This window comes from Janthinobacterium algoris, from assembly GCF_051380935.1.
Taxonomy (GTDB): Bacteria; Pseudomonadota; Gammaproteobacteria; order Burkholderiales; family Burkholderiaceae_D; genus Janthinobacterium.
Genome location: NZ_JBNYXZ010000022.1, coordinates 22,464 through 36,692 on the forward strand (window position 1 = coordinate 22,464; position 14,229 = coordinate 36,692).

15 protein-coding genes are annotated in these 14,229 nt (G+C 60.3%); 7 read left to right on the plus strand and 8 right to left on the minus strand.

Features of this window, described 5'->3' with window-relative positions:
• The first annotated feature begins 202 nt into the window (after positions 1 to 202).
• On the plus strand, positions 203 to 766 hold the full coding sequence (locus ACQ4W7_RS25055; protein ID WP_426073857.1) for a TetR/AcrR family transcriptional regulator: 564 nt from the start codon (positions 203 to 205) through the stop codon (positions 764 to 766).
• 53 nt (positions 767 to 819) lie between these two features.
• A complete protein-coding gene (locus ACQ4W7_RS25060; protein ID WP_436534117.1) occupies positions 820 to 1,746 on the plus strand; it encodes an aldo/keto reductase in 927 nt (308 codons plus the stop codon).
• On the opposite strand, the gene pssA is transcribed toward ACQ4W7_RS25060, so the two are convergent.
• Positions 1,743 to 2,513, minus strand: a complete 771-nt coding sequence (pssA, locus tag ACQ4W7_RS25065; protein WP_426074001.1) for a CDP-diacylglycerol--serine O-phosphatidyltransferase — start codon at positions 2,511 to 2,513, stop codon at positions 1,743 to 1,745. The two genes, ACQ4W7_RS25060 and pssA, sit on opposite strands and share 4 nt — an antisense overlap.
• Before the next feature lie 238 nt (positions 2,514 to 2,751).
• On the opposite strand from pssA, the gene ACQ4W7_RS25070 reads away from it, so the two are divergent.
• Together ACQ4W7_RS25070 and ACQ4W7_RS25075 are read left to right on the plus strand one after the other, a co-directional pair.
• Positions 2,752 to 3,705 (plus strand): CAP domain-containing protein, encoded by a 954-nt coding sequence (locus ACQ4W7_RS25070; RefSeq protein WP_436534119.1) that lies wholly within the window; start codon positions 2,752 to 2,754, stop codon positions 3,703 to 3,705.
• A gap of 158 nt (positions 3,706 to 3,863) precedes the next feature.
• On the plus strand, positions 3,864 to 4,445 hold the full coding sequence (locus tag ACQ4W7_RS25075) for an Hpt domain-containing protein (RefSeq protein ID WP_426073860.1): 582 nt from the start codon (positions 3,864 to 3,866) through the stop codon (positions 4,443 to 4,445).
• 3 nt (positions 4,446 to 4,448) lie between these two features.
• On the opposite strand, the gene ACQ4W7_RS25080 is transcribed toward ACQ4W7_RS25075, so the two are convergent.
• A complete protein-coding gene (locus tag ACQ4W7_RS25080) occupies positions 4,449 to 4,649 on the minus strand; it encodes a hypothetical protein (protein ID WP_426073861.1) in 201 nt (66 codons plus the stop codon).
• Positions 4,650 to 4,828: 179 nt separating this feature from the next.
• Here ACQ4W7_RS25080 and ACQ4W7_RS25085 point away from each other — a divergent pair, with 179 nt between their 5' ends.
• Positions 4,829 to 6,526, plus strand: coding sequence for a M1 family metallopeptidase (locus ACQ4W7_RS25085; protein ID WP_436534122.1), 1,698 nt, complete (start codon positions 4,829 to 4,831; stop codon positions 6,524 to 6,526).
• Positions 6,527 to 6,549: 23 nt separating this feature from the next.
• On the opposite strand, the gene ACQ4W7_RS25090 is transcribed toward ACQ4W7_RS25085, so the two are convergent.
• The 6 genes from ACQ4W7_RS25090 to rpmH all read right to left on the minus strand — a co-directional run bounded on the left by ACQ4W7_RS25090 (position 6,550) and on the right by rpmH (position 11,026).
• A complete protein-coding gene (locus ACQ4W7_RS25090) occupies positions 6,550 to 6,852 on the minus strand; it encodes a hypothetical protein (RefSeq protein ID WP_436534124.1) in 303 nt (100 codons plus the stop codon).
• Between the two features lie 6 nt (positions 6,853 to 6,858).
• Positions 6,859 to 8,238, minus strand: coding sequence for a tRNA uridine-5-carboxymethylaminomethyl(34) synthesis GTPase MnmE (mnmE, locus tag ACQ4W7_RS25095; RefSeq protein WP_436534126.1), 1,380 nt, complete (start codon positions 8,236 to 8,238; stop codon positions 6,859 to 6,861).
• Positions 8,239 to 8,425: 187 nt separating this feature from the next.
• A complete protein-coding gene (yidC, locus tag ACQ4W7_RS25100) occupies positions 8,426 to 10,162 on the minus strand; it encodes a membrane protein insertase YidC (RefSeq protein ID WP_436534128.1) in 1,737 nt (578 codons plus the stop codon).
• Between the two features lie 11 nt (positions 10,163 to 10,173).
• Positions 10,174 to 10,434: a membrane protein insertion efficiency factor YidD gene (gene yidD, locus ACQ4W7_RS25105; RefSeq protein ID WP_102123285.1), complete on the minus strand. Its 261-nt coding sequence runs from the start codon at positions 10,432 to 10,434 to the stop codon at positions 10,174 to 10,176.
• Positions 10,431 to 10,868: a ribonuclease P protein component gene (gene rnpA, locus ACQ4W7_RS25110; RefSeq protein ID WP_071653349.1), complete on the minus strand. Its 438-nt coding sequence runs from the start codon at positions 10,866 to 10,868 to the stop codon at positions 10,431 to 10,433. Before rnpA ends, yidD begins: the two co-directional genes overlap by 4 nt.
• 23 nt (positions 10,869 to 10,891) lie before the next feature.
• Positions 10,892 to 11,026: a 50S ribosomal protein L34 gene (gene rpmH, locus ACQ4W7_RS25115; RefSeq protein ID WP_010401996.1), complete on the minus strand. Its 135-nt coding sequence runs from the start codon at positions 11,024 to 11,026 to the stop codon at positions 10,892 to 10,894.
• A gap of 513 nt (positions 11,027 to 11,539) precedes the next feature.
• On the opposite strand from rpmH, the gene dnaA reads away from it, so the two are divergent.
• Together dnaA and dnaN are read left to right on the plus strand one after the other, a co-directional pair.
• Complete coding sequence (dnaA, locus tag ACQ4W7_RS25120) at positions 11,540 to 12,934, plus strand: chromosomal replication initiator protein DnaA (protein ID WP_230523232.1); 1,395 nt, start codon at positions 11,540 to 11,542, stop codon at positions 12,932 to 12,934.
• A gap of 149 nt (positions 12,935 to 13,083) precedes the next feature.
• Positions 13,084 to 14,190: a DNA polymerase III subunit beta gene (dnaN, locus tag ACQ4W7_RS25125; protein ID WP_086147318.1), complete on the plus strand. Its 1,107-nt coding sequence runs from the start codon at positions 13,084 to 13,086 to the stop codon at positions 14,188 to 14,190.
• Positions 14,191 to 14,229: the final 39 nt, after the last annotated feature.

Genomic DNA, 14,229 nt, shown 5'->3' on the forward strand with positions numbered 1-14,229 from the left:
AGTCAGAAAGAAAATGCGGGCAAGCGCCGCTGAGATTGCAGATTTCACGTAGAGATGACTGGGGGGTATCGCGGCGCGGCGCGGCGCATCCACTTGCCGGTTAATTGATCAAGGTTGATCAAGGTGATTGACAAGCAGTTGCTTTGCATTTACGGTGCACATCGTACCATAATTAAAATAAATATTCAGAGACAGGTTCAAGGTGATTAAAAATGCAGCAGCGCCGCGTGGACGTCCGCGCAAGGCGGGTGTGGAAGATGCGGTGCTCGAAGCGATCGTCATGCTGGTTAGGCAACATGGACTGGAAACGGTGACGATACAGATGGTGGCCGATGCGGCTGGCGTGGGACGCCAGACGATATACCGGCGCTGGCCGCGGCGCGAAGACATGCTGCTTGACGCGCTCGTCAAGCGCACGGCGGAAAAGCTGCAGCGCGCGCTCGACATGCCGGACGGCCAGGAAATCGAGGCGATCTGCGCGCGCATCTTCGACAACCTGAACGCCGATGGCCGCTTTACCTGCGATTTATTGGTGCTGATCCACAACGATGCGGCGGCGCAGCTGCGCTTTCGCGAGCAGATCGTCGCGCCGTGGATCAGCCTGGTGGTACAGCGCCTGGTGAACATCGGCGTGCGCGCCGACCTCGACCTGCGTTTATTTGCCTTCATGCTGCAATCGGCGCTGGTGTACCAAATGCAACTGGGCGGCCAGCTCGACCTTGCGCTGCAGGAACGTTGCTGCCGCTTTATCCGCAGCATGCTGTAGCACTGGATATAATCGTGGCGAATACTTCTTCACCACCACCAGAAAGCCAGCCCATGAGCCATGTATTTTCCGCCAGCCTGCAAGCACCGCGCAGCCGTTTGAGTAGCAACGGTCCCGAACTGTCGCGCATCGTCGCCGGCATGTGGCGCATCGGCGAGTGGAATATGACGGCGCAACAACGCCTGGCCTTCATCGAGCAATGCCTGGCGTTGGGCGTATCGAGTTTCGACCACGCCGATATCTATGGCGACTACAGCGCCGAAGGCCTGTTTGGCGAAGCGCTGGCCCTGCAACCGGGTTTGCGCGACAAGATGGAACTGGTCAGCAAGTGCGGCATCAAGCTGCTCTCGCCGCACCGTCCCGGACACGCCATTCAGCATTACGACACGAGCGCGGCGCACATCACCAGTTCCGTGGAACACACCTTGCGCCAGTTGCACACGGACCGCCTGGATTTGCTGCTGATCCACCGTCCCGATCCGCTGATGGATTTCGACGAGATCGCCGGCGCGTTTACCCAATTGAAGAAAGATGGCAAGGTGCTGCATTTCGGCGTGTCGAACTTCAGCCGCCACCAGTTCGAGTGCCTGCACCGACGTTTCCCGCTGACAACAAACCAGGTGGAATTCTCGCCGCTGCACGTGGCGCCCCTGTTCGACGAAACCTTCGACGGCTTGCAGGATGTGGGGCTGGCGCCGATGATCTGGTCGCCGCTGGCCGGCGGCAGGCTGTTCCAGGGTGGCGATGCGAATGTGGAGAACTTGCGCAATGTCATCAAGCAGATCGCCGACCAGCTGCAGCGCCCGTTTGCCAGCGTGGTGTTTGCCTGGATCATGCAATTGCCATGCCGCCCGCTGCCGCTGACGGGCTCGGGCCGCATCGAAGCCGTGGGCGTGGCCGTGGAAGGTACGCAATTCACACTCAGCCGCAGTGACTGGTTCGCCATCCTGCGCGCCGCGCGCGGACACGAGGTTGCCTAGTCTATCTCGTCCGGGTCGTTGAATACCTGCGGCAGCGCAATGCCGCGCCAGCCCAGATACCAGGCCAGGTTCAGCGCCAGGGTGGCGGCGATGTAGACGGCGAAGAACAGTGCGAAGAAGCTGGTCTTCAGCCACACCAACAGGGCGACGGCAACGATCAGCACCAGCAGCGCGGCCAGGCTTTTCTTTTGCTTGGAGCTGGGGAAACGCAAGGTCGACACCATCAGGCTGCCCACGCCCACCAGCAGCAACATCAGCAAATAGCTGTGCAGCATGGAATCGATGGGCGCCGGCCAGGCCACCACCACGGCCGCCACACAGGCGGCACCGGCCGTGATCGGCATGCCGACAAAATACAGCGGGTCGGTACGCCCGACATTCACATTGAAGCGCGCCAGGCGCATGGCGCCGCAAGCGACAAAGAAGAAGCTGGCCATGCCGCCAAAGCGCAGCAGCAGCGGATCGTGCACGCCCATCTGCACAAAGCCGTAGCAGTACAACAAGACGGCCGGGGCGCAGCCGAAATTCATCACGTCGGCAATGGAATCGAGCTGTACGCCGAACTGCGAACTGGTGTTCGTCAGCCGGGCCACATAGCCGTCAAGCGCATCAAACACCCCGGCGAGCACCAGCAGCGCCGCAGCCAGGCGATAGGCATCCGCGTCGCCCACCGCGGCGTTATCGACGGAAATGACGATGCTGGCAAAGCCGCAGGCTATCGACAGCAAAGTCACCATGCTGGGCAAGGCGTACTTGGCGCGCTGCAGGCGCGACTTGGGCAATGTGTTCAAATTATGGGCAATCAAAGTAGCGGGAATGAGGCAATGCAGCGGCAAACGCTGCGCTACGCTCATTCTACCCTGTGCAGCCACGGCACCGTCTGCGCACGAGCGGGCGGCATATCTTTTCATGGATGCTCTACGACAGATCAAAATGCCTTAGAATCGTTTCACAGGGCAGCACACCGGCCCCCATCTCTGTCCGCCTACCTATACAGGAGTCAACTTGATTGTCTCGTCACTGCGTTGGAAACACTGGATACCCGCCCTGCTGAGCGCAGCCCTGTTGAGCGCCTGTGGCGGAGGCGGCAGCGACAGCCGCAATGCTGCGCAAACCACCTCAACTCCGGCCGGGCAGCTGGTACAGGAACCGGGCGCTCCCGTCTTCAGCAACAATATTGCTACCGATGGCTTCAACTGGTTCAACTACCGGCGCAGCCAGGTCGGGCTGTCGCCACTGGCGCGCAATGGCTTGATCGACAGCGCCGCCCTGGGCCATTCCAGCTATCTCAATCTCAACAGTACGGTGGCGCACGAACAAGTGCTGGGCAAGCCCGGCTTTACCGGCGTCAAACTGGGCGACCGCCTGGCCAAGGCCGGCTACGTCGTCACGTCGCTGCAGGGCGAAGTCATCGCCGGCGCGAGCAACACGTCCGGCTTTTACCTGGCCGAAGAACTGGTCACGGCCATCTATCACCGCTTCGTCATTTTCGAGCCGCTCTTCAAGGAAGGTGGCGCGGGGGCGGCCGTCAGTGGCGCCGGCTACGCGTATTTCACCACCGACCTGGCAGGCAACCGTAACTATGGCCCCGGGCTGACGGCGGCGCAAATCGTCACCTATCCCTTTGGCGGACAGCAAAAGGTGGCCGTCAGTTTTTCCAGCGATAACGAAGCGCCCGATCCCGTGCCGAACCAGGACGTGGTCGGCTACCCGATCAGCGTGCATGCCAACTACGGCACCAGCGTCAGCGTGACGGCGTTCAGCGTGCGCCAGCGCGGTGCCGGTACGGACTTGACGGTGCGCCTGCTGACCAGCGGCAGCGATGTGCATACGCCGGTCTCGGCCGCATCCATCATTCCGCTGGCACCCTTGAGCGCGAACACCAGCTATGACGTGAGTTTCATTGGCAAAGTCAATGGCGCGGACATCACGTACAACTGGTCATTCAGCACACGCTAGCCTGGCATCGCATGGCAAGCGGGCGCGGTATTGAGGACGACAGGATGTAAAATAGTGCTTCCTGCTTTACTGACAGTGACAAGTTTTGGGGCTCTCTGCACAGCATGCTGAAACCACACGCCACTTGCGATGATGATGCCGCCGTCGCGGCATCCAACATGGTTCGTATTCTCGACGTCGAGAACGGACTGGGCCGCATCATGGGCGACCGCATCCTGTACCTGAAAATCCTGCGCCGCTTCCTGCATGACCACAGCACCACGCCGTGCCAGATCCGCGCCGAATTCGACGCCGGCAACTATGCCTGCGCGCGCCTGAAGGCGCATACCCTGAAGGGCGCCGCCGGCATGATCGGTGCGCACCACGTGCATGGCCTGTCGGCAACATTGGAGTCGGCACTGCGTGCGCAGGCGCCCGATCTGGCCCAGCAGATGCTGCAACTGGAACTGGCGCAAGATCAATTGCTCGGTGCGGTCAGCAGCATGCTGGGCACGCCGGAAGCGACCCATACGGCGGCGCAGGACGTCGCGCCCGATCCAGCCGCCCCCGCCATCCAGTTGCTGCTGGCGCGCCTGGCCAGCCATCTGCGCGAAGGCGATGGCGCGGCCATCGACATCCTGGAAAACTCGGCCAGCCTGCTGGCCGCCAGCCTGGGCGTGCACGTCTACCAGGAAGTGGCTGCCGCTGCGCATGAGTTCGACTTTGACGGCGCGCTGGCGGCGCTGCTGCGGCGCCGCTAGCGCTCAGCTGCTGTACTGCGCCTCTTCCGCATACGCCACGCAACAACTCTTGCAACAGAAACGGCGCACGGCATCGAGCGGCTTGTCGCAATACCAGCACGCGCCTTTGGGCGGCAAGGAGGCGATCAATTCCGGCATGGCGGGCAGTGGTCGCGCCACTACCTCATCCTCGCATTCCACGACATCCGGCTGTTTGCTGTCCATGGCGCTTCCTTTCCTAGCGGCACTTCAAGGCCGCTCAGCAAGATTACGTCAGCGCAGTTTGCAGCCCATGACATTTCTCAACGGCGGCCACGCTTGCCCCAACGGCACGCTGAAATTTCCGAACGACAATGTTGTCACTTAACACTACAATCCGTGTTCCGTTCACTTGCGCGTTCGCCATGAAACCTATCCCTCTACTGCTCTCCTGCTTGCTGCTCAGCGCCTGCGCCACGCGCGCGCCCACCGCCTACACCCTCAATTCGGGTGCCGAACGCACGCCGGAACAACTGGCAGTGGTATTCGAACACGCCGACCTGACCCTGCGCATCGACCCGGCCAGCCGCAGCATCACCGGCGATGCGCGCCTGACCTTCCTGGCGACCCAAGCGATCTCGCGCTTCGCGCTGGACCTGGACCGCAACCTGCCGGTCGATACCATCGAAATCGACGGCAAGGTGCTGCGACCGCAAGACTATGCCAACCCGGATGGGCGCCTGAGCATGACCTTGCCGGCCACCGTCGCGGCAGGTGCGCGTACCACCATCCGCATCGTCTACCACGGCGCGCCGCACGTCGCCGTGAAAGCGCCGTGGGATGGCGGCATGGTGTGGTCGAGCACGGCCGCTGGCGCGCCATGGATCGCCAGCGCCGTGCAAGGCGAAGGCTGCGACCTGTTCTGGCCCTGCATCGACCACCCGATGGGCAAGGCCCAGCTGATCGACCAGCACATCCAGGTGCCGGCGCCGCTGGTGGCGGCCGGCAACGGCATCGCGCTGGGTATGGATGAGGCCGATGGTTGGCGCAGCTGGCACTGGCGCGCCAAGCATCCGAGCACCTATGGCATCGCCCTGAACGTGGCACCCTACCGCAGCCTGCAGGGCGAGTATGCGAGCCGCTACGGCAACCGCATCCCCCTGCAGTTCTGGTACCTGCCGGAAAGCGAGGCCAAGGCAAGTGCCCTGTTCGCGGAATTGCCGCCCATGCTAGATTTTTTTGAAAGCACCATCGGCCCCTACCCGTTCGGCGACGAAAAAGTCGGCATTGCCGAAACCCCGCACAAGGGCATGGAACACCAGACCATCAATGCCTATGGCAACAAATTCGCCAGGACCAGCTACGGCTACGATGAACTGCTGCAGCATGAATTTGCGCATGAATGGTTCGGCAACCAGCTAACCAACAGCAACTGGGACGATATGTGGCTGCACGAAGGCTTCGGCACGTATATGCAACCGCTGTACATGCAATATCTGCGCGGCGATCAGGAATACTTTGCTTCGCTGCAGCAAATGCGTGCCGGCATCGTCAACAAAGCGCCCATGGTCTCGGGTAAGCCGAAAAGCGAGGAAGAGGTCTACGATTTGAAAAAGGGCGGGCCGGGCGGCGACATTTATGTGAAAGGGGCGCTGGTGCTGCACACCTTGCGCGGCCTGCTTGGCGACGAGGCCTTCTTCCGCGCCGTGCGCCTGCTCGTGTACGGCACGGAACAGCCGCAGCCGGGCCACTTCCACCCGCGCTATGGCAGCACCAAGGAATTCATGGCCATCGTCAACAAAGTCACGGGCAGCAATTACGACTGGTTTTTCCAGGCCTATCTGTACCAGGCCGCGCTGCCAGAGCTGTCCGCCGTGCGTGACGGCGACACCTTGCGCCTGCTATGGAAGACTCCTGCCGACATCGCCTTTCCGATGCCAGTGGAAGTGCGTATCGGCAAGGAAATCCATACCGTTTCCATGTCGCTGGGCTTTGGTGAACTGCCCCTGCCGGCTGGCGCCACTTACACACTCGACCCGCACTCACGCGTGCTGCGCCGCGCCGAGCATATCGAGATGTTCCATCAATTCAGGGAAGAACAGGCCAAGCGCAAGAAGAGCTGAGCAGCCACAGACCAGGGCAGCCGCTATTTCCGGAAACTGCGCACCGCGTCATTGGCATTCTCGGCAATGATTTTTTGCAGCGTCGGCTGTCGCGCATACTTGGCGGACAGCCGTTTCCACTGGCGTTGCGCCTGGCCGCACGATTGCTCGATGGCTTGCGTGATTTCGCGCTGGCGCGCCTTGTCGTGCTCATCCCATTCGCCGGCAAAGTGCTCGCACATTTGCGCATGCTCAATGAATTGCGCCACGTCGCGCGGCAGTTTTTCCTCGGCCGTCGCCAGCAAGGGCAGACAGCACAGCACGCAAGCGAACAGTCTTTTCATCATGTCCCCTTACTTGCCGATGCAGAAACGGCTGAAGATCACGCCCAGCAAATCGTCAGGCGAAAATTCGCCCGTGATGCTCGACAGTTGCACCTGCGCCAGGCGCAGCTCTTCGGCGAACAGGTCCAGCGACTGGTCATCCTGCGCCGCGTGCGCGGCAGCGATGTTCAAATGCTTGCCGGCCGACTTGAGCGCGATCAAATGGCGTTCGCGCGCCAGGTACAGCGATTCACCCGTCTGCTGCCAGCCGGCGATGCGCAGCAGCTCGGCGCGCAGCAAATCGATACCGATGTGCTCGTGCGCCGACAGGTAGACGTGCGTGGCGTCCGGCAAGCTGTCGACGCCGGGCTTGTGGCCGGACAAATCGATCTTGTTCCACACGCGCACCACGGGCACGCCTTCGGGGAACGCGGCAACGATGGTTTCATCGGCCAGGGTGGGACCATGGTCGGCGTCGAGCAGATGCAGGATCACGTCGGCCTTGCCGATTTCACCCCAGGTGCGTTCGATGCCGATGCGCTCGACGGCGTCGATGGTGTCGCCGGCGCTGCGGATGCCGGCCGTGTCGATGATGTTGAGCGGAATGCCTTCGATCTGGATGGTTTCGCTGACCTTGTCGCGCGTGGTGCCGGCGATCGGCGTGACAATCGCTACATCGGCGCCCGCCAGCGCGTTCAGCAACGACGATTTACCGACGTTGGGCTGGCCGGCCAGCACGACATTCAGGCCTTCGCGCAGCAGCGCGCCCTGCGCCGCCTGGGCAAACACTTTATGCAGCGCGTCGATGACGGCCTTTAATTGACCGCGCGCATTCGATTTTTCCAGGAAATCGATCTCTTCTTCCGGGAAATCCAGCGTTGCCTCGACCAGCATGCGCAAGCCCGTCACCTGCTCCACCAGCGCGTGGATGGTGTTGGAAAACGCGCCCGACAGCGATTGCGAGGCGGACTTGGCCGCCGCTTCCGTGGACGCGTCGATCAGGTCGGCCACGGCTTCGGCTTGCGCCAGGTCAAGCTTGTCATTCAAGAACGCGCGGCGCGTGAATTCACCGGGTTCGGCCAGGCGCAAGCCGCTGTCCTTGCCCGCTTCCAGCACGCGCGCCAATAATAATTGAAGCACCACAGGGCCGCCGTGGCCCTGCAATTCCAGCACGTCTTCGCCCGTGTAGGAATGCGGGCCCTTGAAATGGATGGCGATGCCCTGGTCGATAATGCTGCCATCGTTTTCCGTAAATGGCAGATAAGTGGCATGGCGCGGTTTCAGTTGCTGCGCGCCGAACAGGGCCGTCATCAGGGGAGCGAGGTTTTTGCCGGAGGCGCGTACCACGCCGATGCCGCCGCGTCCGGGTGCGGTGGCGATGGCGGCGATAGGGGAAGAGTCGAGTTTCATGGGGTTATTGTAGTGTATTCGGGAAAGGCGGCAGGAGCCGCGATATTTTCAGCGACAACCCGGGGGCACCTGAGGGGAGAGGTCAGTGGAAAGCCGGCAAAACCCACTTTTTTTTGACATCGTACCCAGTGGGTACGATGTCAAAAAAAAGCCCGCGCGAGGCGGGCTTTCTGTTCGCTGGCCGGAATTACTTGGCGGCGACCGCGTATTTCTTGGTGATCACCCATTGCTGGCCGATCGACAGGACGTTGTTGACGACCCAGTAAAGTACCAAGCCCGACGGGAAGAAGAAGAACATTACCGAGAATGCCAGTGGCATGAACAGCATCATCTTCGCTTGCATCGGATCGGCCGGAGCCGGGTTCAGCTTGGTCGTGATGTACATCGAGATCGCGTACAGCACGGGCAAGATGCACCATGGGTCATGCTGGGCCAAATCGGTGATCCAGCCTATCCATGGCGCGCCGCGGATTTCCACGGACGCGTTCAGCACCCAGTACAGGGCAATAAACACGGGCATCTGGATCAGGATCGGCAGGCAGCCGCCCAGCGGATTGATCTTTTCCGTCTTGTACAGCTCCATCGTGGCCTGGTTCATCTTTTGCGGATCGCCTTTGTAGCGTTCGCGGATGGCTTGCATCTTCGGCGTGACCAGTTTCATCTTGGCCATGCTGCGGTAGCCGGCGGCCGACAGCGGGAAGAACGCCAGCTTGATCAGGATCGTGAAGGCAATGATGGTCCAGCCCCAGTTGCCCAGCACGCTGTGGATCTGTTCCATGACCCAGAACATCGGCTTGGCGATGATGGTCAGCCAGCCATAATCCTTGACCAGTTCCAGGCCAGGCGAGACCGGTTCGAGCAGGTGCGCGATTTGCGGACCCGAATACAGTTTGCTGTCCATGCTGGCCGTGGCGCCGGGCGCCAGGGTAGGCAGTGGCAGCACGTTGCCGATGGCGTACAGGTTGGGGCCGACCTTCTTGGTGAAGATATCGCGCTTGGCATTTTCAGGCGGCACAAAGGCGGATACAAAGAAGTGCTGCGAAATCGCAAACCAGCCGCCATTCGCCGTGGCAGGGTGCAGGCCCTTCATGGCGTTGTCGTTGCCCTTCTTCTCGTCTTCCACAGCCGCTTTTTCGATTTTCTCGAACGTCAGCTTCTGATACTTGTCTTGCGGCGTGTACAGGGTCGGACCCGTGAAGCTGCTGTTGAAGAACGAGTCGCCAACCGGCTTGTTGCCGTCATGCGTCAGTTGCAGATATAGCTGTGGCGTGACAGGCGCGGCACCCACGTTGGCCACGTCATGGCGCACGTCGATGACGTAGTCGCCACGTTTGAAAGTGAACGTCTTGGTCAGCTTGACGCCGCCTTCGACCGCTTCCATCACCAGTTGAATCTGCTTGCCATCGGCCAGGGTACGCACGCCAGGCTGCACGGTGAAACCGCTCGCGTGGGTAGGGAATGGACCGCCGACCAGGCCCGATTGCGCCAGGTAAGTATGGTTCGGGCCTTCGTCGAACAACACTTCGTTTTGCTTGCCATCGTCAGGCTGGCACCATTTGAACAGGCCGAAGCAGCCGCCAAACCAGCCCGGATTGCCCGCGCCCTTGAATTTCAGCAATTCCAGACGCTTGACCTGGCCGCCCAGGGTGTCGATATCGACCTTGATGACGTCGGTGGTGATGGTAATCACTTCGCGCTTGAACGCGGCGGAATCGACAGCCTCACCCGGCAGGGCAGGCACGCCTGCCGCAGCCGCGGCAGCCAGGGCATCCGTCTTGGCAGGGGTCGCTGGCGCCTTGGCGGTTTGTTCCGTGTTCGCGGAGAACATCGACGGCTTGCCGTTCGAGATCATCCATTCGTTCCAGAGAATTACCAGCGAGACGGAAAACACGATCCACAGGATGGTACGTTTATTGATATCCATTAGGGTATTTGTCAGGAGTGGTTGCAACCGCAAGCGGTCGTTGAAGATTGTTTAGCATCGGCCGGCGGCACCGGGTCGACACCCCCTTCATTCCAGGGGTGGCAACGACACACGCGTTTGGCAGCCAGCAGGCTGCCTTTGGCGGCGCCGTGCACGCGCAACGCTTCCATCGCGTAATGCGAACAGCTCGGATAGAAACGGCAATTCTGTCCCAACATGGGGCTGATCAGCAACTGATAAGCGCGCAGCAGGAACAGCAACAGGGTTTTCATGGCGCTGACGGTGGTGGCGCAGCAACAGAACGGGCCTGGGCGGCGATTTGCGCCGCAAACAGGCGGCTCAATTCTTCACGCAGCTCGGCTTTGAGCCGGGTCGTGGTGGCCGGGCCATCCTTGCTGTTGACGGCGCGCGACAAACGCACCACGCAGTCGACCGGCGGCATCGCGCTGTTGCGAAACAGCTCGCGCGTGACGCGCTTGATCGTGTTGCGGGTCGCCGCGCGCGGCGCGAAACGCTTCGCCACAACGACGCCCAGCCGCGCATGCGGCAATTGATTGTGTCGGGTGTACAGCACAAAATGCGCTGTTTTTTGCGAAGGGCGCAAACGAAAAACGGATGAAAATTCATCCGTTTTAACGATACGCCGAACGCGCGCGAAGTCGTGTGAACCTTCGCGTTGATTGCCGACTGGAGTACAGCTAGCCACGCGATCAGCTGTCAACGACAAGCCTATACGGCCAGACGTTTGCGGCCCTTTGCGCGACGTGCGTTGAGCACATCACGGCCACCACGGGTAGCCATACGAGCGCGGAAGCCGTGCGTACGCTTGCGACGAACGACGGAAGGTTGGTAAGTACGTTTCATGTTGGTCTCGCTAAAAACAAAAAAAATGCAAAATCGGGTCTGACGTCCCGTCAGTTTTTGGTGCCAATGACAATCGCGCACTTATGCCAAGGCACAAGCTGGCCAATCTCATCGCCCGCTTAATCCACGCTTAGTCCATATTGTCGTTCCAAATGAATAAACACGGAATACGGGCGGGGAACCCTGAATTATTCAGCATATGCCCCCCTCTTGTCAAGGATTGCCGTGATCGCCCGGAAATTTGCGCGCCGGACCCCGTCTGCCGGCAAGCCCCCGCCACACCCCGCGCCAGCACTGACTGTCACGGGATAACCGGGGGATAAGTCGCCTCTTATACACACGGCGCCCCACCCTGGCACAGAAAAATAACAGCCGTGCCTGTGGATAACTTTGGCAGTCGGGAGTAGAATAGCGCGTTACGTGTGGCGAGCCCTCGCGCGACGCCGGCCTTGCAACACGGTGAACGCAGGGCAGAATCGATACGCCCTCCCACACCTTTTCACATAGACATACATGGATAATTTCTGGCAGGCCTGTTCCGCGCAGTTGGAACTGGAGCTGACACCGCAACAATTCAGTGCGTGGATCAAACCGCTTATCCCTCTCGATTACGAAGAGGGCAAGCTGCGCATTGCTGCGCCCAATCGCTTCAAGCTCGATTGGGTCAAGACCCAGTTCGCCAGCCGCATCACTGCGCTGGCCATTCAGTACTTCGAAGCGCCCACGGAAGTGCAGTTCGTGCTCGACCCGCGTCTGGCCCTGCCGAAGAAGCCCGTCACTACCAGCACCCCGGCCAGCGATCCGAATGGCGGCGCGCCCAGCGCGCGCGCCGCGGAGCCGCAGCCGAGCGTGCCGGAACTGAGCATCGGCGCAGCGCCGCGCCGCGAGCAGAGTCGCATCAACACCGACCTGACCTTCGACAGTTTTGTAACGGGTAAGGCCAACCAGCTGGCGCGCGCCGCCGCCATCCAGGTAGCGAACAATCCGGGCGTGTCGTATAACCCGCTGTTCTTTTACGGCGGCGTCGGCCTGGGCAAGACCCACTTGATCCACGCTATCGGCAACCAGGTGATGGCCGACAATCCGGGCGCGAAGATTCGCTACATCCACGCAGAACAGTATGTTCGAGACGTAGTGACCGCTTACCAGCGCAAGGGTTTCGACGACTTCAAGCACTATTATCACTCGCTCGACATGCTGCTGATCGATGATATTCAATTCTTTGGCGGCAAGAGCCGCACGCAGGAAGAGTTTTTCTATGCGTTCGAGGCATTAATTGCTGCGAAGAAACAGATCATCATCACCTCGGATACGTATCCGAAGGAAATCACGGGCATGGACGACCGCCTGATCTCGCGCTTCGACTCGGGCCTGACGGTGGCCATCGAACCGCCGGAACTGGAAATGCGCGTGGCGATTTTGCTGAAAAAAGCCAAGCAGGAAGGCGTGACCTTCTCGGACGACGTGGCCTTCTTTGTCGCCAAGCACTTGCGCTCGAACGTGCGCGAGCTCGAAGGCGCGCTGCGCAAAATCCTGGCGTACTCGCGTTTCCATGGCAAGGACATCACGATTGATATCGTCAAGGAAGCCCTGAAGGACTTGCTGTCGGTGCAGAACCGCCAGATTTCCGTGGAAAACATCCAGAAAACGGTGGCCGACTTCTTCAATATCAAGGTTGCCGACATGTATTCGAAGCGCCGGCCCGCGAATATCGCCCGACCGCGCCAGATTGCCATGTACCTGGCCAAGGAATTGACACAGAAGAGCCTGCCGGAAATCGGCGAGCTGTTCGGCGGCCGCGACCACACCACGGTGCTGCATGCCGTGCGCAAGATCGCACTGGATCGCACCAAGAACCCGGAATGCAACCACGAATTGCATGTGCTGGAGCAAACCTTGAAGGGCTAAGCACCATTTGGCAAGACTGGCTCAAAACGTGCTTTACCCTTATTATCTGGGAGGGCACCGCAGCCGGTCTGTCGGGGCTCCCTATGGCAACAATTGTTAAATTAATACGTTAAACGTCGTACTGTTCAACCTATACATTGAGGATAAATATGCAATTGGTCAAAACCACCCGAGATACCCTTCTCCGGCCACTGCAGATCGTGAGCGGTATTGTCGAGCGTCGGCACACTATGCCGATTCTGGCCAATATCCTCATCCGCAAAGACGGTGAAAATGTCTCCTTCCTGTCGACCGACACCGAAGTGCAGATCACCACGCACGCGGAAATCGGCTCCGGCGCGGACGTCACGGGCACCACCGTGGCCGCGCGCAAGCTGCTGGACATTTTGCGCGCGCTGCCCGAATCGGGCGACGTCACGATGACCCTGCTGAACAAGCGCCTGACCGTGCAAACGGGCAAGTCGCGCTTCGCCCTGCAAACCCTGGCGGCAGAAGAGTTTCCAACCGTGCAACAAGCGGAAAGCTACAACGCCTCCGTCACCCTGCCGCAGAAAACGCTGAAGCACCTGTTCAACATGGTGCATTTCTCGATGGCGCAGCAAGACATCCGCTATTACCTGAACGGCTTGCTGCTGGTTCTGGATGGCAATCATGTCATCGCCGTGGCCACCGACGGCCACCGCCTGGCGTTTTGCCAGGTCGCCACCGAGCAGACGTTTGCGCGCCAGGAAGTGATTATTCCGCGCAAGACCATCATCGAACTGCAGCGCCTGCTGGAAGAGAACGATGAGCCGGTGCAGCTGGACATCGCCGCGAACCAGGTGAAACTGACCTTTGCCGACATCGAGCTGATCTCGAAGCTGGTGGAAGGCAAGTTCCCCGATTACACGCGCGTGATTCCAAAAGGCTACAAAAACGACTTCACCATCGGCCGCGATGAACTGCTGCGCTCGCTGCAACGTGCCGCCATCATGACCAGCGACAAGTTCAAGGGCGTGCGCTGCATCATCACCCCGGGCAGCATGAAGATCAGCTCGACCAATGCGGACCAGGAAGAAGCCGTCGAAGAGCTGGAAATCGACTACGGCGGCGATTCAGTCGACATCGGCTTCAACGTGACGTACCTGCTGGACGTGCTGAACAACCTGAAATGCGAATACGTCAACATCGCGCTGGGCGACTCGAACTCGTCCGCCCTGATCTCCATCCCGGACAATGCCGACTTCAAGTATGTCGTCATGCCGATGCGGATTTAAGCGTAACCCAATGCAAAACTGGGGTCTGATCCAACAGGG

What these genes read in the sequence shown, in the direction of transcription:
- ACQ4W7_RS25060 (WP_436534117.1), top strand. Translation starts at nt 820, where the DNA reads ATGAGCCATGTATTTTCCGCCAGCCTGCAAGCACCGCGCAGCCGTTTG.
- ACQ4W7_RS25075 (WP_426073860.1), top strand. Translation starts at nt 3,864, where the DNA reads ATGGTTCGTATTCTCGACGTCGAGAACGGACTGGGCCGCATCATGGGC.
- ACQ4W7_RS25080 (WP_426073861.1), bottom strand. Translation starts at nt 4,649, where the DNA reads ATGGACAGCAAACAGCCGGATGTCGTGGAATGCGAGGATGAGGTAGTG.
- ACQ4W7_RS25085 (WP_436534122.1), top strand. Translation starts at nt 4,829, where the DNA reads ATGAAACCTATCCCTCTACTGCTCTCCTGCTTGCTGCTCAGCGCCTGC.
- ACQ4W7_RS25090 (WP_436534124.1), bottom strand. Translation starts at nt 6,852, where the DNA reads ATGATGAAAAGACTGTTCGCTTGCGTGCTGTGCTGTCTGCCCTTGCTG.
- mnmE (WP_436534126.1), bottom strand. Translation starts at nt 8,238, where the DNA reads ATGAAACTCGACTCTTCCCCTATCGCCGCCATCGCCACCGCACCCGGA.
- yidC (WP_436534128.1), bottom strand. Translation starts at nt 10,162, where the DNA reads ATGGATATCAATAAACGTACCATCCTGTGGATCGTGTTTTCCGTCTCG.
- yidD (WP_102123285.1), bottom strand. Translation starts at nt 10,434, where the DNA reads ATGAAAACCCTGTTGCTGTTCCTGCTGCGCGCTTATCAGTTGCTGATC.
- rpmH (WP_010401996.1), bottom strand. Translation starts at nt 11,026, where the DNA reads ATGAAACGTACTTACCAACCTTCCGTCGTTCGTCGCAAGCGTACGCAC.
- dnaA (WP_230523232.1), top strand. Translation starts at nt 11,540, where the DNA reads ATGGATAATTTCTGGCAGGCCTGTTCCGCGCAGTTGGAACTGGAGCTG.
- dnaN (WP_086147318.1), top strand. Translation starts at nt 13,084, where the DNA reads ATGCAATTGGTCAAAACCACCCGAGATACCCTTCTCCGGCCACTGCAG.